20 protein-coding genes are annotated in these 23103 nt (G+C 55.0%); 17 read left to right on the top strand and 3 right to left on the bottom strand.

Going from position 1 to position 23103, the window contains the following annotated elements:
- Positions 1-135: 135 nt before the first annotated feature.
- Positions 136-864: a DNA polymerase III subunit epsilon gene (dnaQ, locus tag BJL95_RS17315; RefSeq protein WP_071159705.1), complete on the bottom strand. Its 729-nt coding sequence runs from the start codon at positions 862-864 to the stop codon at positions 136-138.
- A 9-nt stretch (positions 865-873) separates the two neighbouring features.
- Positions 874-2985, bottom strand: a complete 2112-nt coding sequence (gene ppk1, locus BJL95_RS17310; RefSeq protein ID WP_269454749.1) for a polyphosphate kinase 1 — start codon at positions 2983-2985, stop codon at positions 874-876.
- An 83-nt stretch (positions 2986-3068) separates the two neighbouring features.
- Between ppk1 and cysM the strand changes: the two genes are divergently transcribed.
- The 14 genes from cysM (at position 3069) to BJL95_RS17240 (ending at position 19204) form a co-directional block, all read left to right on the top strand.
- Complete coding sequence (gene cysM, locus BJL95_RS17305) at positions 3069-3959, top strand: cysteine synthase CysM (RefSeq protein WP_064027120.1); 891 nt, start codon at positions 3069-3071, stop codon at positions 3957-3959.
- A 94-nt stretch (positions 3960-4053) separates the two neighbouring features.
- Positions 4054-5379 (top strand): 23S rRNA (uracil(1939)-C(5))-methyltransferase RlmD, encoded by a 1326-nt coding sequence (gene rlmD, locus BJL95_RS17300; RefSeq protein WP_071159703.1) that lies wholly within the window; start codon positions 4054-4056, stop codon positions 5377-5379.
- Complete coding sequence (locus tag BJL95_RS17295; protein WP_071159701.1) at positions 5376-5864, top strand: L,D-transpeptidase; 489 nt, start codon at positions 5376-5378, stop codon at positions 5862-5864. Before rlmD ends, BJL95_RS17295 begins: the two co-directional genes overlap by 4 nt.
- 10 nt (positions 5865-5874) lie before the next feature.
- Positions 5875-6678, top strand: a complete 804-nt coding sequence (gene truA / locus BJL95_RS17290) for a tRNA pseudouridine(38-40) synthase TruA (RefSeq protein WP_071159699.1) — start codon at positions 5875-5877, stop codon at positions 6676-6678.
- Positions 6679-7268: 590 nt separating this feature from the next.
- The gene (locus BJL95_RS17285) at positions 7269-7937 is read left to right on the top strand and encodes a hypothetical protein (RefSeq protein ID WP_064027111.1); all 669 of its coding nucleotides are present in this window, start codon (positions 7269-7271) and stop codon (positions 7935-7937) included.
- 40 nt (positions 7938-7977) lie between these two features.
- Positions 7978-8709, top strand: a complete 732-nt coding sequence (locus tag BJL95_RS17280; RefSeq protein WP_071159696.1) for a hypothetical protein — start codon at positions 7978-7980, stop codon at positions 8707-8709.
- Positions 8710-9416: 707 nt separating this feature from the next.
- Positions 9417-10889, top strand: coding sequence for an amino acid permease (locus BJL95_RS17275; protein WP_083386128.1), 1473 nt, complete (start codon positions 9417-9419; stop codon positions 10887-10889).
- A gap of 103 nt (positions 10890-10992) precedes the next feature.
- Positions 10993-12657: an energy-dependent translational throttle protein EttA gene (gene ettA / locus BJL95_RS17270; RefSeq protein ID WP_071159694.1), complete on the top strand. Its 1665-nt coding sequence runs from the start codon at positions 10993-10995 to the stop codon at positions 12655-12657.
- Between the two features lie 193 nt (positions 12658-12850).
- Positions 12851-13093 (top strand): RNA chaperone Hfq, encoded by a 243-nt coding sequence (hfq, locus tag BJL95_RS17265; protein WP_064027105.1) that lies wholly within the window; start codon positions 12851-12853, stop codon positions 13091-13093.
- 11 nt (positions 13094-13104) lie between these two features.
- Positions 13105-14379, top strand: coding sequence for a ribosome rescue GTPase HflX (gene hflX / locus BJL95_RS17260; protein ID WP_071159692.1), 1275 nt, complete (start codon positions 13105-13107; stop codon positions 14377-14379).
- A gap of 192 nt (positions 14380-14571) precedes the next feature.
- Positions 14572-15786 (top strand): FtsH protease activity modulator HflK, encoded by a 1215-nt coding sequence (hflK, locus tag BJL95_RS17255; protein WP_064027102.1) that lies wholly within the window; start codon positions 14572-14574, stop codon positions 15784-15786.
- Entirely contained in the window at positions 15776-16630 is an 855-nt protein-coding gene (gene hflC / locus BJL95_RS17250; protein WP_071159690.1) for a protease modulator HflC, read from the top strand. Before hflK ends, hflC begins: the two co-directional genes overlap by 11 nt.
- 70 nt (positions 16631-16700) lie before the next feature.
- Positions 16701-17894: an ATP phosphoribosyltransferase regulatory subunit gene (locus tag BJL95_RS17245; protein WP_071159688.1), complete on the top strand. Its 1194-nt coding sequence runs from the start codon at positions 16701-16703 to the stop codon at positions 17892-17894.
- 14 nt (positions 17895-17908) lie between these two features.
- On the top strand, positions 17909-19204 hold the full coding sequence (locus BJL95_RS17240; protein ID WP_071159686.1) for an adenylosuccinate synthase: 1296 nt from the start codon (positions 17909-17911) through the stop codon (positions 19202-19204).
- Between the two features lie 808 nt (positions 19205-20012).
- On the opposite strand, the gene BJL95_RS17230 is transcribed toward BJL95_RS17240, so the two are convergent.
- A complete protein-coding gene (locus BJL95_RS17230) occupies positions 20013-20633 on the bottom strand; it encodes a hypothetical protein (protein ID WP_071159682.1) in 621 nt (206 codons plus the stop codon).
- A 753-nt stretch (positions 20634-21386) separates the two neighbouring features.
- Between BJL95_RS17230 and BJL95_RS17225 the strand changes: the two genes are divergently transcribed.
- From BJL95_RS17225 to BJL95_RS17215, 3 genes are all read left to right on the top strand, one after another.
- On the top strand, positions 21387-21599 hold the full coding sequence (locus tag BJL95_RS17225) for a helix-turn-helix domain-containing protein (RefSeq protein WP_071159680.1): 213 nt from the start codon (positions 21387-21389) through the stop codon (positions 21597-21599).
- A 133-nt stretch (positions 21600-21732) separates the two neighbouring features.
- Positions 21733-22533 (top strand): hypothetical protein, encoded by an 801-nt coding sequence (locus tag BJL95_RS17220; RefSeq protein ID WP_071159678.1) that lies wholly within the window; start codon positions 21733-21735, stop codon positions 22531-22533.
- Positions 22523-23086, top strand: a complete 564-nt coding sequence (locus BJL95_RS17215; protein ID WP_071159676.1) for a BREX protein BrxB domain-containing protein — start codon at positions 22523-22525, stop codon at positions 23084-23086. The genes BJL95_RS17220 and BJL95_RS17215 overlap by 11 nt, the downstream gene beginning before the upstream one ends.
- Positions 23087-23103: the final 17 nt, after the last annotated feature.

Genomic DNA, 23103 nt, shown 5'->3' with positions numbered 1-23103 from the left:
TCTATCCCAAACGCCATCACCGCATGAATGAATAATCCCCGCCCTTCGACTCAAGGGTGGCGGGTGAGCTTATTGATTGTTATCGCTCTTGCAAATTGCCGGTTTTAGGCAGTTCGTTGGGTAGGGCTGCGTAGCCTAAGTGGTCTCGGGCGGCTCCGCTAGCCACAGGCAGTTGCCGGACACTTTGGCGATTTTGGCTAGGCGCTGCTCGTGGGCGGTTTGTTCTTCGTCGTTGCAGGCGATGACTTTCAGGTGCGGCCGGTCGGCGGAGAGCTGGACGATGGCTTGTTCGCCGCTACGCTCTGTTTCGGTGTCTTCCAGCAACGAAAACTGGCCGCCGGTCATCAATAGATAAACGTCGGCCAGAATCTCGGCGTCCAACAGCGCGCCGTGCAGTTCCCGGTGGCTGTTGTCGATGCCGTAGCGCTTGCAGAGGGCGTCCAGGCTGGCGCGGGCGCCGGGGTGTTTTTTGCGAGCGAAGGGCAGGGTGTCGAATACGCTGCTGTTGGATTCGACGGTGCGGGTCTCGCCCGGCAGCAAACTCAGCTCGTGATTTAAAAAGCCGACGTCGAACGGCGCGTTGTGGATAATCAACTCGGCGCCGGCGGTAAAGGCCATGAAATCCTCGACGACGTCGGCGAAGCGCGGTTTGTCTCGCAAGAACTCGTTGGTGATGCCATGGACTTCGATGGCGCCGGCATCGATTTCCCGGTCCGGGTTTAAATAGACGTGAAAGTGGTTGCGGGTCAGCCGGCGGTTGATTAGCTCGACGCAACCGATTTCGATAATCTTGTGACCTTCCTTGGGATTGATGCCGGTGGTTTCGGTATCCAGTACGATTTGCCGGTGTTGGCGCGAGCTCATCGTTGCTCCTTAGCCGCAGAAGGCTTTCAACAATTCGGTTTGCACTTGGTAAGCCGCTTGTTCGCCACGTTCGGCGCGGCGGTACTGGCCGTCGCTCTGAAGCAACCACGCTTGAGCCGTGTCGCTCAAATAGCCTTCCAGATCGGCCAGAATCCGGTCGATGTTTTTTCGGTCGCCGATTGGGAAACACACTTCCACTCGCCGGAACATATTGCGATTCATCAAATCCGCGCTGGAAGCGTATACCGCCCAATCGCCGCCGTTGTAGAACGCGTAAATCCGGGTGTGTTCCAGAAAACGGCCGACGATGGAGCGGACTTCGATGTTTTCGGAAACCCCCGGCACGCCGGGCTTCAGACAGCACATGCCGCGCACGATCATTTTGATTTCGACACCGGCCTGGGAAGCGCGGTACAGCGCGCGGATCGCTTGTTCCTCGACCACCGCGTTGACCTTGATGATGATCTTGGCGGACTTCCCCTTCTTGGCCTGGTCTATCTCCTTTTCGATCATCTTCATCAGGCCGGGATGCAGCGTAAACGGCGATTGCAGTAGTTTGTTCAATTTGCTGACCTTGCCCAGACTGGTCAATTGCATGAACACCCGGCGCACGTCCTCGGCCAGTTCCTTGTCGCACGTGAATAAGCCGTAGTCGGTGTACAGCCGGGCGGTTTTGGGATGGTAGTTGCCGGTACCCAGATGCACGTAGTTGCGCAGCGTGTTGTTTTCCTTACGCAACACCATGCACATCTTGGCGTGAGTCTTGTAGCCGACCACCCCGTACACCACGTGGGCGCCGGCTTCCTGCAACTTGGCGGCCAGGCCGATGTTGTCCTTTTCGTCGAAGCGGGCGCGCAGCTCGATGACCACGGTGACTTCCTTGCCGGCGCGAGCGCCCTTGATCAGCGCGGCAACGATCGGCGAATCGACACCGGTACGGTACAAGGTTTGCTTGATCGCCAACACGTCCGGATCGGCCGCAGCTTGCTTGATGAAGTCGACGACCGGCGTGAACGATTCGTAGGGGTGATGCAGCAGTACATCTTGTTTGCGGATGCTGGCGAAGAAATCCTTATTCCGGCCGAAGGCGCTGGGCACGCTGGGTTTGAACGGCGGAAACTTCAGTTCGGGCCGTTCGATCAGACTGTAAATCGCTTGAATCCGGCTCAGATTGACCGGGCCGTTGGCCAGAAACAGCCGGTCGGCGGTCAGGTCGAAGCGGGCCATCAGGAAGTTGACGGTTTCTTCCGGACAGTTTGCGTCGATCTCCAAGCGAACCTCGTCGCCGTAATTGCGCATCGCCAATTCGCCTTCGACAGCCAGCATCAAGTCGTCTATGGCATCGTCGTCGACGAAGAAGTCGCTGTTGCGAGTGACCCGGAATTGGTAGCAACCCTTGACGGTCATGCCGTTGAACAAGTCGTTGACGAAGGCGTGGATAATCGAGGACAGGAACACGAAATCGTGCGGACCGCTGTCGGTGTCGGCCGGCGGCAGTTGCACGATGCGGGGCAAGGCGCGCGGCGCCTGCAGCACGGCGCGGCCGCTATTCCGGCCGAAGGCGTCCTTGCCGGTCAGCGAGATGATGAAATTCAAACTCTTGTTGAGGATGCGCGGAAACGGATGGGCGGAATCCAGCCCGACCGGGGTCAGAATCGGTAGCAACTCCTCGTTAAAGTATTTTTCCAGCCAGGCTTTTTGCGACGCGCTCCAGCGGTCGCGGCGTAGGAAGCGGATATGGTCGGCCTCCAAGCGGGGAATCAGGACTTCGTTGAGCACCCGGTATTGTTCGGCGACCAGATCGTGGGCCTTGACCGACAGCCGATCCAGTTGCTCGTTGATCGTCAGTCCGTCCGGGCTGATGACATTGGCGTCCATTTCGGCCATTTGCAGCAAGCTGGCCACTCGCACTTCGTAGAATTCGTCGAGATTGGAACAGGAAATGCATAAATAGTTGAGGCGCTCCAGTAGCGGCAGGCTGTCGTCCAGCGCTTGCGCCAAGACCCTGGCGTTGAATTCCAACAGGCTGAGTTCGCGGTTGATGTAAAGCTCCGGGCTATTAAGTTCGATTGGCTGCATGGCGGTCCTGGAAGGGGCGGTCTGGCGCCGATTATAAGGCAAATGCTTCGGCCTTAGGTTACGGCGGCGTTTAAGCGTCCGAAGTTGTTATAATCGCCGCCCAACGTTAATCGGATGTTTGATTCATGAATTTTCCAACGATAGAAGCTTTTGTCGGAAACACGCCATTGGTACGGTTGCAACGATTGCCGGTGGCGAATGCTTGCACGATTTTGGTCAAGCTGGAAGGCAACAATCCGGCCGGCTCGGTCAAGGACAGGCCGGCCTTGAGCATGATTCAGCACGCCGAAGCGCGCGGCGAGATCAAGCCGGGCGACCGCCTGATCGAAGCCACCAGCGGCAATACCGGCATCGCGCTGGCGATGGCGGCGGCGATCAAGGGTTATAAAATGACGCTGATCATGCCGGATAATATGAGCGCGGAAAGGATCGCATCGATGAAGGCGTACGGCGCCGAAATCATCCTGACTCCGGCCAAGGGCAGCATGGAGGGCGCGATAGACCTGGCGCGGGCCATGGAAGCGCGTGGCGAGGGCCGCATCCTCGATCAGTTCGCCAATCCGGACAATCCGCTGGCGCATTACGAAGGCACCGGCCCGGAAATTTGGCGCGACACTCAAGGCACCATTACTCATTTCGTCAGCTCAATGGGTACCACCGGCACCATCATGGGGACCTCCAAATATTTGAAGGAACAAAATCCGGCCATTGAAATTGTCGGGGTGCAGCCGGAAGGCGAGTCCAAGATTCCCGGCATTCGCCGCTGGCCTAAGGAATACCTGCCGAAGATTTATGACGACAGCCGGGTGGATAGAATTATCGAAGTCAACCAAATCAACGCCGAGAACACCACCCGCGCGTTGGCCGCCGAGGAAGGCATTTTCGCCGGCGTGTCGTCCGGCGGCGCGGTTTACGCGGCGCTGCAATTGTCCCAGCAAGTAGAAAATGCGTTGATCGTGGCGATAGTCTGCGATCGAGGCGATCGTTATTTGTCCACAGGGATCTTCCCGACCTGAAATTCGCAAGGCGTCGGTTAAATCGCCCGACCTCAAAGTTCCCCGCCGTCCCGTCGGATCGCGATGCGCCGATCCGACCCACGTTAATTGAATAATGGCTTACAAGAAAAAACTTCCGTTAGACCCGGTTACCGTTACCATCGAATCCTTGTCCCACGACGGCCGCGGCATCAGCCACGTCAACGGCAAGGTGGTGTTCATCGACGAAGCCTTGCCCGGCGAGAGCGTGGACTTCGTCTATACCGACAGCCGCCGCGATTACGCCGAAGGCATGGTCGTGAAACTGCACGACCGCAACCCACACCGCGTCGATCCGGCCTGTCCGCACTTCGGCAGTTGTGGCGGTTGCAGTTTTCAGCATGTCGACGACGCCGAGCAGATTCATTTCAAGGAAGATTTGCTGCGCGAGCAGTTTCGCCGCATCGGCAAGGTCGAGATTCCACAGATTTGGGAAGCGTTGACCGGACCGCACTGGGGCTATCGCACCAAGGCGCGGATGGGCGTGAAATGGGTCGCCAAAAAGGGCAGGGTGCTGGTCGGTTTTCGCGAGCGCCGCAATCCCTATTTGGCTGAAATCGATGCCTGTAAAGTGATGCACCCGATTGTCGGCGAAAAACTGACCTTGCTCGGCGACATGATCGCCGGCCTGACCATCAAGGACAAGATTCCGCAAATCGAAGTCGCGATCGGCGATAGCGAATGCGTGCTGGCGTTTCGGGTGTTGGAAATGCCGACTACCGAGGACAAGCAGCGGATGCGCGAATTTGCTCATCGTCACCAGATCAGCATTTGCCTGCAGCCCAAGGGACCGGACAGCATCGTGCCGCTGGATGGCGAGCCGGAGGTGATTCCAAGCTACGCCTTGCCGGAATACGGCGTCAAATTCAACTTTCGCCCGGCGATGTTTACCCAGGTCAATTACGACATCAATCGGCAAATGATCGCCCGCGCGTTGGCCGCGCTGGAATTGACCAAGGCCGACCGGGTATTGGATTTGTTTTGCGGGCTGGGCAATTTCACGCTACCGCTGGCGACCCGCGCCGGTTACGTGGTCGGCATCGAAGGCGACACGCCGCTGGTCAATCATGCCCGCGAAAATGCCCGCTTGAACCGGCTGGACAATGTCGAATTTCACGTCGCCGATTTGACCAAGGACGTTCGGGATCAGCCCTGGAGCCAGCAAAAATTCACCAAGGTGTTGCTCGATCCGTCGCGGGCCGGCGCATCCGAGGTGTTGCACAACTTCAAGCATTGGCGGCCTGAACGCATCGTCTACGTGTCCTGCAATCCATCGACATTGGCGCGCGATGCCGGTATTCTGGTCAACGAATTGGGTTACCAACTGGTCAAGGCGGGCGTGATGGATATGTTCCCGCAGACCGCCCATGTCGAGTCCATCGCATTATTCGTCAAACCATGAGTCCACATTGTTACATCGACGTATCGCTTGCCGACCAGCGTTTGCTGTTGATCGAAGACGACAGCGTGATGCGGGTGTTTGCGGTCTCCACCGCCAAGAATGGGCCCGGCGAGCTGAAAGGCAGCGAATGCACGCCGACCGGCTGGCACCGGATTCGCGCCAAAATCGGCGCCGAGGCCCCGGTCAACACCGTGTTCGTCGGCCGGCGACCGACCGGCGAAATCTATACGCCGGAACTGGCACTGACCCAACCCGAGCGCGACTGGATACTCAGCCGGATATTGTGGCTGGGCGGTCTGGAGCCGGGCAAGAACCGCTACGGCGAGGTCGATACCGCCTGGCGGTACATTTACATCCACGGCTGTCCGGACGAAGCGATGCAGGCGGTGCCGGCTTCTCACGGCTGCATCCGGATGCGCAATGCCGATATGATCGAATTGTTCGACATGGTGTCGCCCGGCTGCCGGGTGTTTATTCACGCCTGAGCGGTAGCGCGTGAGCCGCATCGTTCTCGGTGTCGAATACGACGGTAGCCGCTACGCCGGTTGGCAGATTCAGGCTGGTAAAGCCACCGTGCAAGGCGAGTTGGAACGGGCGCTGACCAACATTGCCGCGCAACCGGTGACGGTGTTGTGCGCCGGCCGCACCGACGCCGGCGTGCATGCCCTGGAGCAAGTCGTGCATTTCGATTGCCCGGTCGAGCGGGATTTGCGCGGCTGGGTCATGGGTGGCAACAGCCATCTGCCGGACGATATCCGCATCACCTGGGCCAAGCCGGCCGTCGATGATTTTCATGCCCGCTACAGCGCCATCGCCCGTTTTTACCGCTACGTGATTCTGAACCGGGCGATGAAGTCGGCGTTGCTGCGCGACCAGGCGACCTGGTGTTATCAAACGCTCGACGCCGAGCGTATGCACCGCGCCGCCCAACATTTACTCGGCGAGCACGATTTTTCGTCGTTCCGCGCCCAGAGCTGCCAGTCGGTCAGTCCCTATCGGCTGATGTATTTCATCGACGTGGTTCGCGACGGCGATAAAGTGGTCATCGACCTGTGCGCCAACGCGTTCTTGCACCACATGGTCCGTAACATCGCCGGCGTGCTGATCGACATCGGCGGCGGCAAACAGCCCGAGGATTGGACCTTGCATTTGCTGGGCATCAAGGACCGCGCCCAAGCCGCGAGCACCGCGCCGCCGCACGGTCTGCACCTGGCTGGCGTGTTTTATCCAAAGCGCTACGGCGTTCCCGCTCATCCTGTCTTCTCGAAGTTGCCTAAAGACGCCAAACGTTTTGATTGACGGCGCCAGTTGTTACTCAGCTTTACTTGATGCTTCTGTAGATTAGGTTTTTTTGGCGTTTTGAGTTTGCTTCGGCTTGGTCCGAACGGATTAGATTCTCTCTCGGAAGGTCGTCGTAAAACCCTATTTTTTCGACTGTCCTTCATAAACCGGCCGTATTTTCCGTGACCAACCGAAATCCGTGGCAGTTGGCGGGCAAATGCCAACTGTCGAATATTCGCACGTGTGTGTCGGCAATCCAGTAAAACCTGATCAAGAGGCAGCGGCTTCTCGGTGCCTGGATAAGCGTATTGCCCTAATTCTGCCTACGTTAACCAGAGCCGTACCGCCGTCTTATCCCGTTTGAGTTCCTCGCTAACCCGACCCATAGCTGACGATGGCCTACATGACGCGTTTGGCAGTACTTGTCATGCCATCGCTGGCTGATACCTCGTGCTGCAAATCTGTGATAGACCTCAATAAAATCCTCATTTATTTGATTTCCATCAAAAAAACGGAATTGGCACGGAAAGCGCTTTATTCCCGAAAAGACAGATGGTTTGGCTTCAATCTGCTTTGTCAGTCAACTCAATCAACTTAGGGGAATTACATTGAACACGTCAAAATCCAAATTCGGCTATTTCACCGCCATTTTGTTGTTGTCCGCAGCTATGCACAACGCATCGGCGGCAACGCTAATCGATAACTTTACCGACTTTCAAGTTGCCGAAAACGGTACCGACGGGCCGCTGCCGATATTTGGTACCGATTTGGTTAACGCTTACAGAACCTTGACTGCGGAAGCAAACCCCACCGACGCCGATACCGAAGTTGCGGTGGAAAGCGGGATGCTGACGATCAGCAACAGCACCGATTCCAACGGTACCGCAAGCATTTTATATAGCTTCGATCCGATTAACTTGATGTCGGTCGCCGACGCGCTGCTATTGAATATCGGCTTTATCGATTTGAGCTTTGAAATTCAAGTGATCGCAAACGGATTGTCTGTGTTCGATTTTCACAATTTTGGCGGTACCGGTCAGCACGCCATTGCTTTTTCAGACTTCACCAATCCTTCCAGTTTCGGCAACCTGAGCAGCTTGCAGTTGAATTTTCGCGGCGTTGAAGCTTGGGACGCACAGATCGATTTGATGGCGGCCAATCGCACCGGCACGCAAACCAACACGGTTCCCGAGCCGACCACATGGGCACTGTTGATTATCGGCATGTTTTATTTGCGTCAAATGTCGGTAAAACCTGCGCTGTCCAAATTGTCTTGAAGCTTTATCAACGAATTCGAACCTATCAGAGGAATCCAACATGCGTAACCATTTTCCATTGAAACTACTGAGCTCGCTGCTGTTTTCAGGCTTGCTCTCGATTGCGGGTCATGCTGACGCCAGTAACCTGACTATCGATAATTTCAACCAACTACAAAATGTGACGGACCGCGGCAATGGAAGGCCGGGAGAAGTCTATGTGCCGGGTGCCACGAGCAACAGCGTCGCTGAAATTTCCGGCAGCGATTTGGCACACGTATCCAGGACCTTTTCCGCGACGGCTACCGAAGGACGTTATGCGAATAAGGAAGAGATTCAATCCGGTGCCGGCGCTTTGAAAATCTCCAATTCCGCTGGTTCCGCCGGTGCCGCGTCGATTTTATGGACGTTTGATCCTACGAACTTCACGTTATACGGCAGTGCGATATTGTTGGAAGTTCTGACCATCGATCTGGATGTGAATATTGAAATGGTCGTTAACGATATCGCCGTGGCGGGCAGCAAGACGGTTAGTCAAACCGAAGATTTCTGGTTCGATTTCAATCAGTTTTCCAATCCCAGCGTGTTTTCCAACGTCTCCAGTTTACGTTTGAATTTTACCGGCCCGCAGGCTTGGGATGGTCAATTTCGCTTGTTGACAGCTGGTACTCCGACTCAACCTGACATTATCGGTTCGGTACCGCTGCCGCCCAGCTTTGTAATGATGGGAACGGTACTGTTCGGCTTCCTAGGGGCCGGTAGACTGCGCAAGGCAACGGCTTCGTCGATCTAGCGAGGCCACGTAATTGCGAAAACGCCCCTCCTTGCTGAAGTCCGCTGGCGAGGAGAGGCTATAGCGACGATGGACCAAGTAGGGACGGGGAGGTTTTGACGGAGGGGCCGCCCTAGGGATCGAGTTTCCCAGCCACATTCAGACCGCCCGGTTTTTCGTCCGCCCGACGAGTGGCTAGCAAACAGGAATTGTGGATATCGAATCTTATCTACCTTCTCTGGGTTCCGCTCAATTTTTCAATCTCGTCGCCTTGTAAACAAAGGTAAACCTACTATTTGCCATTCGCCAGTTCCCTGCCGGTCAGGCCAATTCAATGCCTCGCATTTCAGGGGTTCTAACACTCGTCCGTCTTGCCTTCGATAAATGCATTGGTTTCAATCCCGGTCCACGGGCGGTCCAGCCTTGGAACTGTTCTAAGCGGATATCATACTTAATCCATGGATTTAGGTTTTTAGCGTAATCCTTCGTGACATTTCGCCCCGAAATAGCGTAACTGCGCTGAGCGCCGCTGCTTCCGGCAAGCTCTTGTGGCAAACTTCCTGTTGTGAACATCGTTAGTCTGAGTAATTGCTATCGATTGAGGCTGAAGAGGGCTCATTACGTTATCTCTTTTTCTCCGAAGCAAAAGCCCTGTAATGAACATGATTGGATTGATCGTCATCGTTTGCTGGTGCGGGACCTAGGCTTTTCCGGTAACGTAAAGGCCTATGTCAAAGAGTTTGCATGGGAGAGTTTTGTTGACCGGTCGCTTCAATTCCAAAAATACAGCTCTCGATTCGGCGATCGCGCAAAATTGGGCGAGTGGCAGACGAGATCGTGGGCAGGCCGAACTATTGCAACCCGGTCTGGGTGTGTTGCATTTGTTGGCTCTGGGTGTCGGTGCCATTGTCGGTACCGGGATTTTGACGTTAATCGGTGTCGGCGTCGCCAAGGCTGGGCCGGCGGTTATTGTCGCCTTCGGCTTCGCAGGTCTGGTTTGCGCTTGCGCGGCGCTGGCTTACGCGGAAATGGCGACCGCAATTCCCAAGGCTGGTGGCGCTTATACTTACACGAGGGTTGTGATCGGTGAGACCGCCGGCTGGTTTGTGGGTTGGTGTCTGATTCTGGAATATTCGTTGGTGGTCAGCGCGGTTGCTGTGGGCTGGTCGGGTTACGCCGCGCCGATTTTGCAGGACTGGCTGGGGATTTCGACGACTTGGTTGGTCGCTCCGGCGCGGGGCGGAATCGCCAACTTGCCTGCCGTCGCAATCATTGGGGCGGTTGCGGGCTTGTTGACGCTGGGTACCAAGGAAAGCGCGACCTGCAACGCTGGGTTGGTGGTGTTAAAAATCGGTGCCTTGTTGATGTTTGTCGTACTGGCCGCCCGGGGGTTCGATGCGAGCCATTTACAACCGTTCATGCCTTATGGATTCGTGAAAACGGTCGGCGTGGACGGTGTCGAGCGCGGCGTAATGGTCGCGGCCGCGATAATTTTTTTCGCGTTTTATGGTTTCGATGCAATCGCGACCGCCGCCGAGGAAACGCGTCGTCCCGATCGTGATTTGGCCGTCGGCATCATCGGTTCGATGTTGATCTGCGTGGTCATTTATATCGCGGTGGCGTTGGCCGCGTTGGGTGCGCTGGATTATCGTCGGTTTGCCGACAGTGCCGAGCCCTTAGCGCTGGTGTTGCGGGAGTTGGGTTCGCCTCTGGCCGCGAAATGCTTGGGATTTACAGCGGTCGCGGCGCTGCCCACCGTGATTTTGGCTTTCTTCTACGGCCAAAGTCGGATTTTCTTTGCAATGGCCCGCGACGGACTATTACCGAACGGCTTGGCACGAGTATCTCGACGCGGTAACCCGGTGCGTACGACTTGGTTTACAGCCGCGCTGGTTGGCGGCGTGGCTGGTGTTTTTCCGCTGGCGGACATTGCGGCATTGGCTAATGCCGGAACATTGTTGGCGTTCGCCGCGGTCGCGCTGTGCATGCTGGTAGCCCGCCACCGCGCACCGGATGCCGTTCGCAAGTTCAGCGCGCCGTGGCCGTGGTTGACTGGAACCGTCGCGATACTTGGATGCGGCTACTTGTTCGCCAGTTTGCCGACCAAAACTCAAGCCGGTTTTTTCATTTGGAACGGATTCGGTTTACTGGTCTATGTGGTTTTTCATCGGCCCGGTTGCCTTAAGTTTGGTAGGCGTTGATCGGCGAATTCGCAAGTACTAGCAAGGGGTGCCGCTAAATAACGGCCTTGCATTTGGCTGGGTCACGGTATAATGCCGTTTTGTTTCCTTTCTTCCGAAAGCAATGGCGCAATACATATTTTCGATGAACCGGGTCGGCAAAGTCGTGCCGCCGAAAAAGTATATCCTCAAGGACATTTCACTGTCGTTCTTTCCGGGCGCCAAAATCGGCGTCTTGGGTTTAAACGGTTCCGGTAAATCGACGCTGCTGCGTATTATGGCCGGCGTCGATAAGGAAATCGAAGGCGAGGCAATCCCGCTTAAGGGCATCAACATCGGCTACTTACCCCAGGAGCCGCAGCTCGATCCAAGCAAAACCGTGCGTGGCAACATTGAAGAAGCCGTGCAACACATCAAGGATGCCTTGGCTAAACTGGACGCGGTCTATGCCGCCTACGCCGATCCGGATGCAGATTTCGACAAGTTGGCGGCCGAACAAGCGCATCTGGAAGATGTGATTAACGCCTGCGACGGGCACAATCTGGACCGGACCTTGGAAATTGCCGCCGACGCCTTGCGTTTGCCGGATTGGGATGCCGACGTCAATAAATTGTCCGGCGGCGAGAAACGGCGGGTGGCTTTATGCCGGCTGTTGCTGTCCAAACCCGACATGCTTTTGCTCGACGAGCCGACCAACCATTTGGATGCCGAGTCGGTTGCGTGGCTGGAGCGCTTCCTGCACGATTATACCGGCACCGTGGTAGCGGTGACTCACGACCGTTATTTCCTCGATAACGTTGCCGGCTGGATTTTGGAGCTGGACCGCGGTATGGGCATTCCTTGGGAAGGCAACTATTCGTCATGGCTGGAACAAAAGGAAAAGCGCCTGGAGCTCGAGGACAAACAGGAGTCTTCCCGCCAGAAAGCGATGAAGGCCGAGCTGGAATGGGTGCGTTCCAATCCCAAGGGTCGTCACGCCAAGAGCAAGGCGAGGTTGGCGCGTTTTGAGGAATTGTCGTCGGTCGAGGTGCAAAAACGCAACGAGACTCAGGAGATCTATATCCCACCCGGACCGCGCCTGGGCGATGTAGTCATCGAAGCTGAAAATGTCGGTAAGGGTTTCGGCGATCGTTTGCTGATCAACGATTTGAGTTTCAAGTTACCGCCGGGCGGTATTGTCGGCATCATCGGTCCGAACGGGGCCGGTAAGACCACGTTGTTCAGAATGATGGCGGGTTTTGAAAAGCCCGATTCCGGTACGTTTACGATGGGACAGACCGTTCAGCTGTCGTACGTCGAACAGTTTCGCGATAACATGGACGATAACAAAACGGTTTGGCAGGAGATTTCCGACGGTCTGGATATGATCACCGTCGGCAAGTACGAAACGCCGTCTCGGGCCTATTGCGGGCGCTTTAATTTCAAGGGTGCCGATCAGCAAAAACGCATCGGCGATCTGTCCGGCGGCGAACGCAACCGGGTGCATTTGGCCAAGTTACTGAAAAGCGGCGGCAACGTGTTGTTGCTTGACGAGCCGACCAACGACTTGGACGTCGAAACCTTGCGGGCGCTTGAGGAAGCCTTGTTGGCTTTCCCCGGCTGCGCGGTGGTGATCTCGCACGACCGCTGGTTCCTGGACCGCGTCGCGACCCATATGCTGGCATTCGAGGGCGACAGCGAGGTGGTTTGGTTCGAGGGTAACTACGCCGACTACGAGGCCGACCGCCATCGTCGTCTGGGTATCGACGCCGATACGCCGCATAGGATCAAATACAAAAAAATCGGCTAAGCTGAACTTAAGCGTCCGTGCTTACTCTGACGGCGAGGGCGTGAGAGTTTACGTCCGAACAACTGGTTTTTTGATCCGGCTTGCGTTTAGGCCAGACCAGTTTAAATTTTATTCGCGCACCGCGTGTTGAAAATCACGGAGGTAGCGGGTAATGTATTAATCAGTACACCGAACAATAATAAGGAGAAATAGGATGTCGAAAGCACAAAACTTGCAGGATAATTTTTTGAATGCCCTGAGAAAAGAACACACTCCGGTGTCGATTTTCTTGGTTAATGGTATCAAGCTGCAAGGCCGTGTCGATTCTTTCGATCAATACGTGGTCATGCTTAAAAATACCGTGAATCAAATGGTTTATAAGCACGCCATATCCACCATCGTTCCCGGAAAAAACGTCAACATGCACCGCGAGCCGGAAGTTAGTGACGACAATTAAGGGGTGTTTTTTTGTTTGAACGTCCCGATGCAGGTGAACGAGCAATACTCGTTCACCTAAATTTGCAAGCCGGGCAAGAAGATCTCGACGAGTTAAAGGAACTGACCAAATCCGCCGGCGCCCAGCCGATACATGTGGTGACCGGCAGTCGGCACAGGCCCGACCCAAAGTATTTTGTCGGCATCGGCAAGTTGGATGAAATCAAGTCGGCGGTAACCGACGCTAGTGCCGATATCGTCATTTTCAATCATCCGCTGTCGCCTAGTCAGGAACGCAATCTGGAGAAAGCGCTGGAAGTGAGGGTCGTCGATAGAAACGGCCTGATTCTGGATATTTTCGCTCAGCGCGCTCAGACTTTCGAAGGCAAGTTGCAGGTTGAACTCGCCCAGCTTAAACATTTATCGACGCGCCTAATTCGCGGCTGGACTCACTTGGAGCGGCAAAAAGGCGGTATCGGTCTGCGCGGTCCCGGCGAAACCCAATTGGAGACCGATCGACGTTTGCTGGGCGTTCGCATTAAGCAAATCCAGCAACGCTTGGAAAAAGTCGAGAAACAACGCCACCAGGGGCGCAGCAAACGCAAGAAGGCCGAGATTCCGGCGGTATCCTTGGTCGGCTATACCAATGCCGGTAAATCGACTTTGTTCAATACCCTGACCGGCGCCGGCATTTATGCGGCCGATCAATTGTTCGCGACCCTCGATCCGACCTTGCGGCAGTTGTCGCTGAGCAACGGCAACGACATTATCCTGGCCGACACGGTCGGATTCATTCGCCATCTACCGCACGAACTGGTGGCGGCCTTCCGATCAACCTTGCAGGAAGCCAGCGAGGCGGATTTGTTGTTGCATGTGATAGACGCACATGCCGAAGATCGCGACGAGACAATTTTCCAGGTCAATCAAGTGTTGAACGATATCGAGGCGGGTAAAATTCCGCAGCTCAAGGTTTTCAACAAGATCGACCTGCTCGATAGCATCCAGCCGCACATCGATTACGGCGAAGACGGCAAGCCGACCGCGGTTTGGATCAGTGCGCGGACCGGACAAGGTAGCGAATTGTTGTTGCAGGCTTTGTGCGAATTGTTTGCCAGCAGCAAAGTCGTCCGAAAATGTTATCTGCCGGCCGCGCAAGCCGGAGTCAAAGCCAAGCTGTTCGGTTATGTCCGGATACTCGACGAGGTTTGCAACGAAGCCGGCGATTGCGAATTGACCTTGGAGATCGATCAGAAGCATTTGGGCTTGCTAAAGGGTATCGAAACCTCGAGCCCGTTGGAAATGGCCTAATGCGTAACCGCGAATCGGATAAATTTGGCGCGCCGGTCTGACTTAGTTGTCCCGGTCGGAGTGATTTACGATAGAATGCCGCGTTCTTTGGCCTGTCGATACTGGTTTTTTTGAGTGGGATCGATCGGGTGAAATTGGTTCGGTGGTACGCGGTTTTTTAAGTTCTCAAATCCAATTTTTGGAGCATTTAGTATGTCTTGGAATGAGCCCGGCGGTGATAAAAAAGACCCCTGGAGTGGTCGCAACGACCAAAATAGTCCTCCCGATCTGGACGAGGTCGTGCGCAACTTGCAGGAAAAGCTGGGAGCTCTGTTTGGCGGCGGATCCAACGGGGGCGGTAACCGCACCTCGGGCTCATCAATGCGCGGTGCGGGTTGGGTTGCCGGCGGTGCATTGGTATTGTGGAGCTTGAGCGGGTTTTATACGGTTGACGAAGGGACTCGCGGCGTCGTTACGCGGTTCGGCGCCTATGTCGGCACGTCGCAACCCGGTCTGAATTGGCACGTGCCGGCGCCGATCGAGCAAGTACAAGTCATCAATGTCGAGCAACAACGCTTTATCGAAGTCGGTTATCGTTCGGGCGGCGGTCAGGCGATGGGCTCGGTACCCAAGGAAGCGATGATGCTGACCAAGGATGAAAACATCGTCGATGTCCGTCTGGCAGTGCAATATCAGGTCAAGGACGCCAAGGATTATGCCTTCAACGTATTGGACCCGGCTTCGACTCTGAAGCAAGTCACCGAAAGCGTGCAACGCGGTGTGATCGGCCGTAGCGACATGGATTTCGTATTGACCGAAGGCCGTAGCGAAATCGTTCAAGAGATCAAGAGCGAGATTCAATCGGTGATGGATGCCTACCGCACAGGCATTTTGATCACTAGTGTCAATTTGCAGGACGCTCAGCCGCCCGAGCAAGTGCAGGGAGCTTTCGAAGACGCCATTAAGGCGCGCGAAGACAAACAGCGTTTGATCAACGAAGCCGAAGCTTATGCCAACGACGTGGTACCCAAGGCCCGCGGTGCTGCGTCTCGTATCGTGCAGGAATCCGAGGGCTATAAGGAAAAAGTCATTGCCAAGGCCAATGGCGATGTCAGTCGCTTCTCGCAACTGCTAACCGAGTACAAAAAGGCGCCTGGAGTGACCAAGCAGCGGATGTATATCGAAACGATGGAACAAGTCCTGGGGCGCGCCAGTAACGTGTTGGTGGACGTCAAGGATGGCGGTAACGTCATGTACTTGCCGCTGGATAAACTGGGCGTCGGTCGCACGGAAGCGGCGCCGGATTCGGTTACGAATCATGAGCCGGTTGCCCCTCAGCCGACCTTGCCGACAGTCAAAGAATCGAAAACCGATGTGCGGATTAACAGCCGCGAACGCGATGTGAGAGGACGTTACGATGGGAAATAAGATTTTAGTCGCGGTCGGCGCGCTGATTGTTGTGTTGTCGCTGTCGGTGTTCACGGTCGCCGAAACCGAGCGGGTGATTAAATTCCAGCTTGGCGAGATCGTCGGCGCCGATTTTCAACCGGGTTTGCATTTCAAGCTGCCGTTCATCAATAACGTCAAGAAATTCGATGCGCGCATCCTGACGATGGATTCCACGCCGGAACGATTTTTGACCGCCGAAAAGAAAAACGTCATTGTCGATTCCTTCGTCAAATGGCGCATTGGCGATGTCAAAACCTTTTATACCACGGTGGCCGGCGATGTGAATCAGGCCAACATCCGGCTAGATCAAATCATCAAGGATTCGTTTCGTAGCGAGTTCAGCAAACGCGACATCAGGCAGTTGGTATCCAGCGATCGGAGCGCGATCCGCGAAGCGCTGATCACCAATGTTTCGCCCCACGCCGCCAAATTGGGCATCAATATTGTCGACGTGCAAGTGAAACGGATCGATCTGCCCAACGAAGTGAGTTCGTCGGTCTATCAACGGATGGAAGCCGAACGTGCCAGGGTCGCACGCGAATTCCGCTCGCAAGGCTCCGAAGCCGCCGAGCGTATTCGCGCCGACGCGGACAAGCAACGCGAGATCATTCTGGCCAACGCCTACCGCGACTCCGAGATATTGCGCGGCGAGGGCGACGCCAGAGCCGCCGAAACCTTTGCCAAGGCTTACGGCGAAGACAGCGAGTTTTTCGCGTTTTACCGTAGCTTGATTGCTTACAAGGAAAGCTTGGGCAAACCGGGCAACGTAATGGTGTTGGAACCGAGTTCGGATTTCTTCAAATACTTCAAAACTCAAAAATAGTGGCCGCCGAGTTCGGCAAGACCATAACGCCCCGCTCTGCGGGGCGTTTGCTGTAACTGGAATAGACGACATGCAAAACAAAGACACCTGGCTGCTGCCCGAGGGCATCGGCGAAGTATTGCCGGAGCGGGCCGAGCATCTGGAGAGGCTGAGAGCCAAGTTGCTCGAGACCTTCGCCGCGTGGGGGTATCGCTTGGTGATCCCGCCGTTCGTGGATTTTCTCCGCTCCTTGCTCACCGGTTCGGCCCACGATCTGGAGTCGCAGACCTTTAAGCTGACGGATCCGCTTAGCGGCGAGACGCTCGGAGTAAGGGCCGATATGACGCCCCAGGTCGCCCGAATTGACGCTCACCATTTGCAACATCCGTGGCCGAACCGGCTGTGCTACGCCGGTACCGTATTGCATGCGGTGGGCGATCCGCTCGAAAAGAGCCGCAGCCCGATGCAAATTGGCGCGGAATTGTACGGCCACTCCGGACTCGAGAGCGACTACGAAGCCATACAGTTGATGTTGGAGATGTTGGCGATCAGCGGCATCCAAAACGTGCATTTGGATTTGGGCCACGTTTCGATATACCGGGGCTTGGTCGAACTGGCCGGCTTGAATGTGGCGCAAGAAGCCGAGTTGTTCGACGTATTGCAACGCAAGGCTGGCGCGGAGTTGGTCGAATTGGTCGAACGCTTTCCGGTCGGCGACGGATTTAAAACCATTTTTAACGCGCTGCCTAAACTGAACGGTGGTCAGGATGTGCTCGATCAAGCCGCGAAATTGCTGGCCGGTATCGACGCCAACGGCATTTTGGCGGCGGCACTGGCCGATTTGCGCGGGATTGCCGACCGGTTGCGTCGCGATTACTCAGCCCTGTCGCTCAGTTTCGATTTGGCCGAACTGCGCGGCTACCATTACCATACCGGCATCGTATTCGCCGCTTTCGTGCCGTCGTTGGGACGAGAAATTGCTCGCGGCGGACGCTACGACAACGTCGGTCAAGTGTTCGGCCGGGCGCGGGCGGCGACCGGTTTTAGTGCCGATTTGAAGGTACTGGCGACGTTTTACGACGTCAGCGCCGATGCGCCGGTGCGGACAGTCTTCGCGCCCTATTGCGAGGATGCCGATCTGCGCGAGACCGTTCGCGATTTGCGGGCATCCGGCGTTCAGGTAATTCAGCAATTGCCGGGTCAGCAGGGCGCCGCCGAAGACATGGGTTGCAACGCGATTTTAGAAAAGCAGGCTCAGCGCTGGGTCGTTAAATCATTGGCTTAAGGTTAGAAAAAGTTATGGGAAAAAATGTTGTTGTCATCGGTACGCAGTGGGGCGATGAAGGTAAGGGTAAACTGGTCGATCTGTTGACCGAGCAGGCCGCCGCCGTCGTTCGGTTTCAGGGCGGACATAACGCCGGCCACACCTTGGTGATCAACGGCGAAAAAACCGTGCTGCATCTGATCCCGTCGGGCGTGTTGCGGGAAGGCGTGCAGTGTTTGATCGGCAATGGTGTCGTGCTCAGCATGGAAGCCTTGCTAAAGGAAATCGAAATTCTGGAAAAGTCCGGGATCCCGGTGAAGAACCGGCTGCAAATCAGCGAGGCCTGCGCATTGATTTTGCCTATCCATGTGGCAATCGACCAAGCTCGCGAAAAGGCCAGGGGCGATAAAGCCATCGGCACCACCGGTCGCGGCATCGGCCCGGCTTACGAAGATAAGGTGGCGCGGCGCGGTCTGCGGGCCGGCGATTTACGCAATAGCGATGAATTCGCCGCGCGTCTGAAGGAACTGGTGGATTTCCATAATTTCATGCTGGTTCAATATTACGGTGCCGAGCCGGTCGATTATGACACGCTGTTGGCGGACACCCTAAGTCTGGGTGAAGTGATCAAGCCGATGCTGACTGATGTCGGCGAGGCGCTCTACGCCCACCAAGCCCAAGGCCACAACGTATTGTTCGAAGGCGCGCAGGGCGCATTGTTGGACATCGACCACGGTACTTATCCCTACGTCACGTCCTCCAACACCACCGCCGGCGGCGCGGCCACCGGCAGCGGCGTCGGTCCATTGGCGCTGGATTATGTGTTGGGGATCACCAAGGCCTACTCTACCCGGGTCGGCAACGGCCCGTTTCCGACCGAATTGTTGGATAGCTACGGCGAGCACTTGGGCGTCAAAGGCCACGAATTCGGCGCGACCACCGGCCGCAAGCGTCGTTGCGGTTGGTTCGACGCGGTGTCGATGCGCAAATCCGCGCAATTGAACAGTCTGACCGGCATTTGTTTGACCAAATTGGACGTGCTGGACGGCCTGGACAAAATCGGTATCTGTACCGCATACAAAATCGACGGCGTCGTCACCGACACCGCGCCGCTCGGTGCCGATCAATACGCGGTCTGCGAGGCGGTGGTCGAAGAAATGCCGGGTTGGAGCGGTAGTACCGCCGGCATTACCGAATACGAGCAATTGCCGGCCAACGCCAAAGCGTATATCGCTCGCATCGAAGAACTGGTCGGCGTAAAAGTGACCATTCTGTCCACCGGTCCCGACCGTAACGAAACCATCGTACTGGAACACCCGTTCGAGGCTTGAAACGCCTTAGCTAGCCCTTGTCAGCATCAAGCAATTCAACGGCCGTCGAGGGCGGGCGCGAAGAAAAATAACTCGTAACTATTCAGCGCGAAGTAAAAACGCCCTCTCCCGACGGAACGGGGGGGGGGAACACCTTGATGTCAGCTATGCCGTTCGCTGAGCGGAGCCGAAGCGAAATCGCTGGCTTCGGCTCCGCTCAGCCACCGGTTAACATTGACTGTAACCCTAAAAAGGGCAGTTGGCGTGTATTGCGGGCCGTTCGTGCTGAGCCCTTCGGCTGCGCTCAGGAGAGCCCTGTCGAAGCATGGACGGCTCGCAATACACTCGCCAAACGGGTGAATGAAAAATCCCGCGCGCCCTTCGACAAGCTCAGGACGAACGGGATTTTTCATCGCCAAACTGCTCTTTTTAGGGTAACCGCTTAACTTGACGCCATTGGTAACCACCTTCCCCCCAAACGGCCTCTGAATAGTTACACTAACTCTTATACGAACCATTCAGTCGTAATCGGCGCCTCGACTTACGACTTTCCATCATGCCGAACTGAAGTAATATCTCGCTGCCATTCAAGGTCTTTTTTAATTCTACTTTGTTAGATTTAAACAACGCTGTCATGCCCGCCGGGAAGCGGGCATCCAGTGCCATGGATGGCAAGCGTCGATCCGTCCGTGGGGTCTGGATTTCGGCGATCCCTGCCGAAATGACGAGCACTACCGAAAATCTGACAAAGTAGAATTAAGACATCGGCATTGAATACATTCTTCATACTTGAATATTCGCTGCCATTTTCAGCTCTATTCCCATAAAGCTATGGCGCGCAGTTCACCACCAATTCGTCGCTAAACTGCCCAACTTCATTGTCGCCCAGTAGATGAACGGCAGTATAGCGGCGCAACTCCGGTTTGCCGGCCACCAGCAAGGGACGATTATCGATATACGGCGAGACTATGCTGCGCGCCAACAGTACTAATCCGTCGTCGTTTTCGCGTTGACTATAGATATTGATGCCGTCGCTTTTGTATTTGTTAAATTTCAATTGCACGATACCGCCGGTTTGGTCGATAGCCGTCAAGATGGGTTTATAACTGGCCGGATCGATATGGGTTTCCGGACCGACAATACCTAACAGCGCTCCCATGGCGTCCTTGTAATTGGGATTCGCCTTGGCGCGGCGCGCATAACCGCGAGTATGGCTTGCAATATCGTTGATTACATTCGATTTTTCGACGACCGCACTATGAGCCGCCGCCGCAGCCGCGCTTGCGGCCGATATGGTTTGATGCAAGCGTTCGTTATCGGCATGGATGGCAGACAAATCCTCATCGGTAAACCCCAAAATATCTTTAAGGGTGGCGATATTGGCGTTAAAGCGATCGTGCCAAATTTGCAGATCGTTGTCGGAATGCGGAAAGTAATCGGATTTTGGCATGGCAAACTCTCCCGTGGGATAAGGTTTGGAGATTGGTGTAAAAGAAGCGCGGCAATCGTCAAATTGCCTAACACGAATGATAAGTCTATGGAGAAAATCGGATTCTGCAAGGCCTGCGGACTGCGGCTAAATGTCTCATGCACAGTAGAAAACAAGTTAGGCGAACCTGCATGGAAATCAGGTAAAGCAATCCACCTAAAAGTTGATACCTTTGAATATATTCCGCGTGTATGACACGCCGCCGCTTACGGCGCTGTCGGCAATAGCGGGATTCCCCGATGCGAAATCGCCGTTTACAGCCGATTTTTATACGCCAAATCCGGCGCAATAAATGCCGCTGGCTGCTTTGGGAACCTTCCCGAAGTCGCCAGCGGCATTTAATTTGACGCTGGGAAAGCCCCAAAACGGATTGGTAACCTTCCCGAGAACTTTGGGAGGGTTACCAAGAACTCCGGGGAGACTCCCGAAAGTGCGGGAGACATCCCCGAAGGCGTTATGAATGTTCCCGGCGGCGTAATTCGTGCCTAATTTGCCGTCGGGAACGTCGAAAAAGTCATTGGACTGGGTAAAGGTTGGAGGGTGTCCGAGAGTGAAATCACCTTTCGGCGAAAAACCTTGTCAAGCTTTATTTTTGAATGGACTGAATAAATACAAAAATTATTGAGGAGTTGTTCGGTTGCGCGGCTGCTCAGATTTGATGCTTTGAAAATTTTGCACTATTCTGTTCCGCTTTGACATATCTTGGCCACTTCGATGTCTAAAAGTACCAGCGAGGGTGAGATCCTTACCATTAAACAGGTTGCCGAATACCTGCAGGTTACGGAACGAACGATTTATAGGCTTGCAGCAGCCAAGAAAATTCCCGCTTTTAAAGTTGGGGGAACATGGCGATTTTCGCGTTCAGCAATCGATGCTTGGATCAAACAACAAACTATAGAAGGTCACGATGCCGAGCACGATGACTGAGGTCACCATTAATAAAATGCACCACGAGGAGCATATTCAATGTTGGTAAAGATTTTGCCAGGGCTCGATTATTCCAAAACCCTGTATTCTCGTTTAGAGATGTTACTTTATACAATTAAAGAGCAAGAATTGCGTGACTGAACTACGCCAAGCGCTTCTCACCCAACTAGGTTTTCGTTTCGGTATTAACGGACCTCATGCGGCAAGAACCATGATGCTGGATGACCTGCGCGTGCTGATGACTAACACACAGCCGCAAGCAACACGCGCGGACTACATAGCCGCAGTTTTAGATAGCAATGTTCTTGGCAAGCCTACCCGCAAGTCTCGCGAACTGGCCTTACGGCACATGGCGACTCTTTATGCATTGGAACCTCTTAACCCTATTTTCCGCGCACTGCGTCGGCTTTGGTCTCTTAACGAAGCTGCCCAACCCATGTTAGCCCTTTCTGTTGCTTTGGCCCGGGATCCTCTTCTACGAAGCACTCAAGCGTTCGTGTTGGCCCAGCCCGAAGGCACTCCCATGCCGCGAAATAACTTGGAGAACTTCCTTAACACATCCTACCCAGAGCGTTTCAGTCCGGCTTCGTTGAAATCCTTCGCACAAAACGTCGCGGGCACTTGGACGGCGGCTGGCCTTTTGCAGGGTCGAGTACGTAAGTTTCGTTCATTACCTCAGATTCACCCAGAGTCTATTGCAATGCTCTTATTCCTCAGTTTCTTGGAAGGTCGTACTGGACAAAGACTTTTCTCCTCCGAGTGGCTGAGTTTGTTTAGTGTTTCTCAGGACGAATTGGAATCACTTACCAGCACGGCATCGCATCGCGGCTTGCTGGTTTTTATGAACGCCGGTGGCGTCAAAGAGTTGCGATTTCCCAGCTACCTAAGGCCCGAAGAAGAACAAATTCGTCAGGAGGTCTCACATGTCGTCTAAAGTAACCAAACTGGTTTCTGCCTATCGCCAACACCTCACGGTGCCATGGCAGGCTGGTCTTGCTGCCATCCAGCGGGTTATTTTTGCAGTTTACGACAAAGCCGACGAATTGCGCCTCCGCGCAAACGTTGAAGAGTTTGCGTTAGTTACTCAGCAGGCAGACAAACAATGGCTGCTACTCGATGTGACCAATGCATTTCCGGAATGGATGGCTGCTCAAGAGTATCGCGATGCCTACTTCGATTCCCCCGAGGATTTAGCTGGCTATCAAACGGGCGAATTGACCGAATTCGTTGCCGATCTCAACAACAAGCTGAAAGCCAGAATTACTGCTGATGCCGGACCAGACACCGTCGTAGCTTTGCTAGGTGTCGGTACACTCTTTGGTCTGGCACGAGTGTCGTCGGTGGTCGAGGGCATCAAAGAAGCCGTGCAAGGCCGCTTGCTGGTGTTCTTCCCTGGCGAACATCACCCCGAAAACCACAGCTACCGCCTGTTAGATGCGCGCGATGGCTGGAACTACCTCGCCGTGCCATTAATGGCTCAGGACTAAATTAACGCAACCGAAAA

It is taken from the genome of Methylomonas sp. LWB (genome assembly GCF_001856095.1).
Lineage (GTDB): Bacteria > Pseudomonadota > Gammaproteobacteria > Methylococcales > Methylomonadaceae > Methylomonas > Methylomonas koyamae_A.
The sequence above is the reverse complement of the archived record's forward strand: the minus strand, read 5'-3'. Positions and strand labels throughout refer to the sequence as shown.

Excerpts from the sequence above, each read along its gene's own strand:
- BJL95_RS17295 (WP_071159701.1), top strand. The coding sequence starts at position 5,376 with ATGAGTCCACATTGTTACATCGACGTATCGCTTGCCGACCAGCGTTTG.
- BJL95_RS17225 (WP_071159680.1), top strand. The coding sequence starts at position 21,387 with ATGTCTAAAAGTACCAGCGAGGGTGAGATCCTTACCATTAAACAGGTT.
- ettA (WP_071159694.1), top strand. The coding sequence starts at position 10,993 with ATGGCGCAATACATATTTTCGATGAACCGGGTCGGCAAAGTCGTGCCG.
- hflC (WP_071159690.1), top strand. The coding sequence starts at position 15,776 with ATGGGAAATAAGATTTTAGTCGCGGTCGGCGCGCTGATTGTTGTGTTG.
- BJL95_RS17230 (WP_071159682.1), bottom strand. The coding sequence starts at position 20,633 with ATGCCAAAATCCGATTACTTTCCGCATTCCGACAACGATCTGCAAATT.
- dnaQ (WP_071159705.1), bottom strand. The coding sequence starts at position 864 with ATGAGCTCGCGCCAACACCGGCAAATCGTACTGGATACCGAAACCACC.
- BJL95_RS17240 (WP_071159686.1), top strand. The coding sequence starts at position 17,909 with ATGGGAAAAAATGTTGTTGTCATCGGTACGCAGTGGGGCGATGAAGGT.
- cysM (WP_064027120.1), top strand. The coding sequence starts at position 3,069 with ATGAATTTTCCAACGATAGAAGCTTTTGTCGGAAACACGCCATTGGTA.
- BJL95_RS17245 (WP_071159688.1), top strand. The coding sequence starts at position 16,701 with ATGCAAAACAAAGACACCTGGCTGCTGCCCGAGGGCATCGGCGAAGTA.
- hflK (WP_064027102.1), top strand. The coding sequence starts at position 14,572 with ATGTCTTGGAATGAGCCCGGCGGTGATAAAAAAGACCCCTGGAGTGGT.
- hfq (WP_064027105.1), top strand. The coding sequence starts at position 12,851 with ATGTCGAAAGCACAAAACTTGCAGGATAATTTTTTGAATGCCCTGAGA.
- rlmD (WP_071159703.1), top strand. The coding sequence starts at position 4,054 with ATGGCTTACAAGAAAAAACTTCCGTTAGACCCGGTTACCGTTACCATC.
- BJL95_RS17275 (WP_083386128.1), top strand. The coding sequence starts at position 9,417 with ATGTCAAAGAGTTTGCATGGGAGAGTTTTGTTGACCGGTCGCTTCAAT.
- BJL95_RS17215 (WP_071159676.1), top strand. The coding sequence starts at position 22,523 with ATGTCGTCTAAAGTAACCAAACTGGTTTCTGCCTATCGCCAACACCTC.
- BJL95_RS17280 (WP_071159696.1), top strand. The coding sequence starts at position 7,978 with ATGCGTAACCATTTTCCATTGAAACTACTGAGCTCGCTGCTGTTTTCA.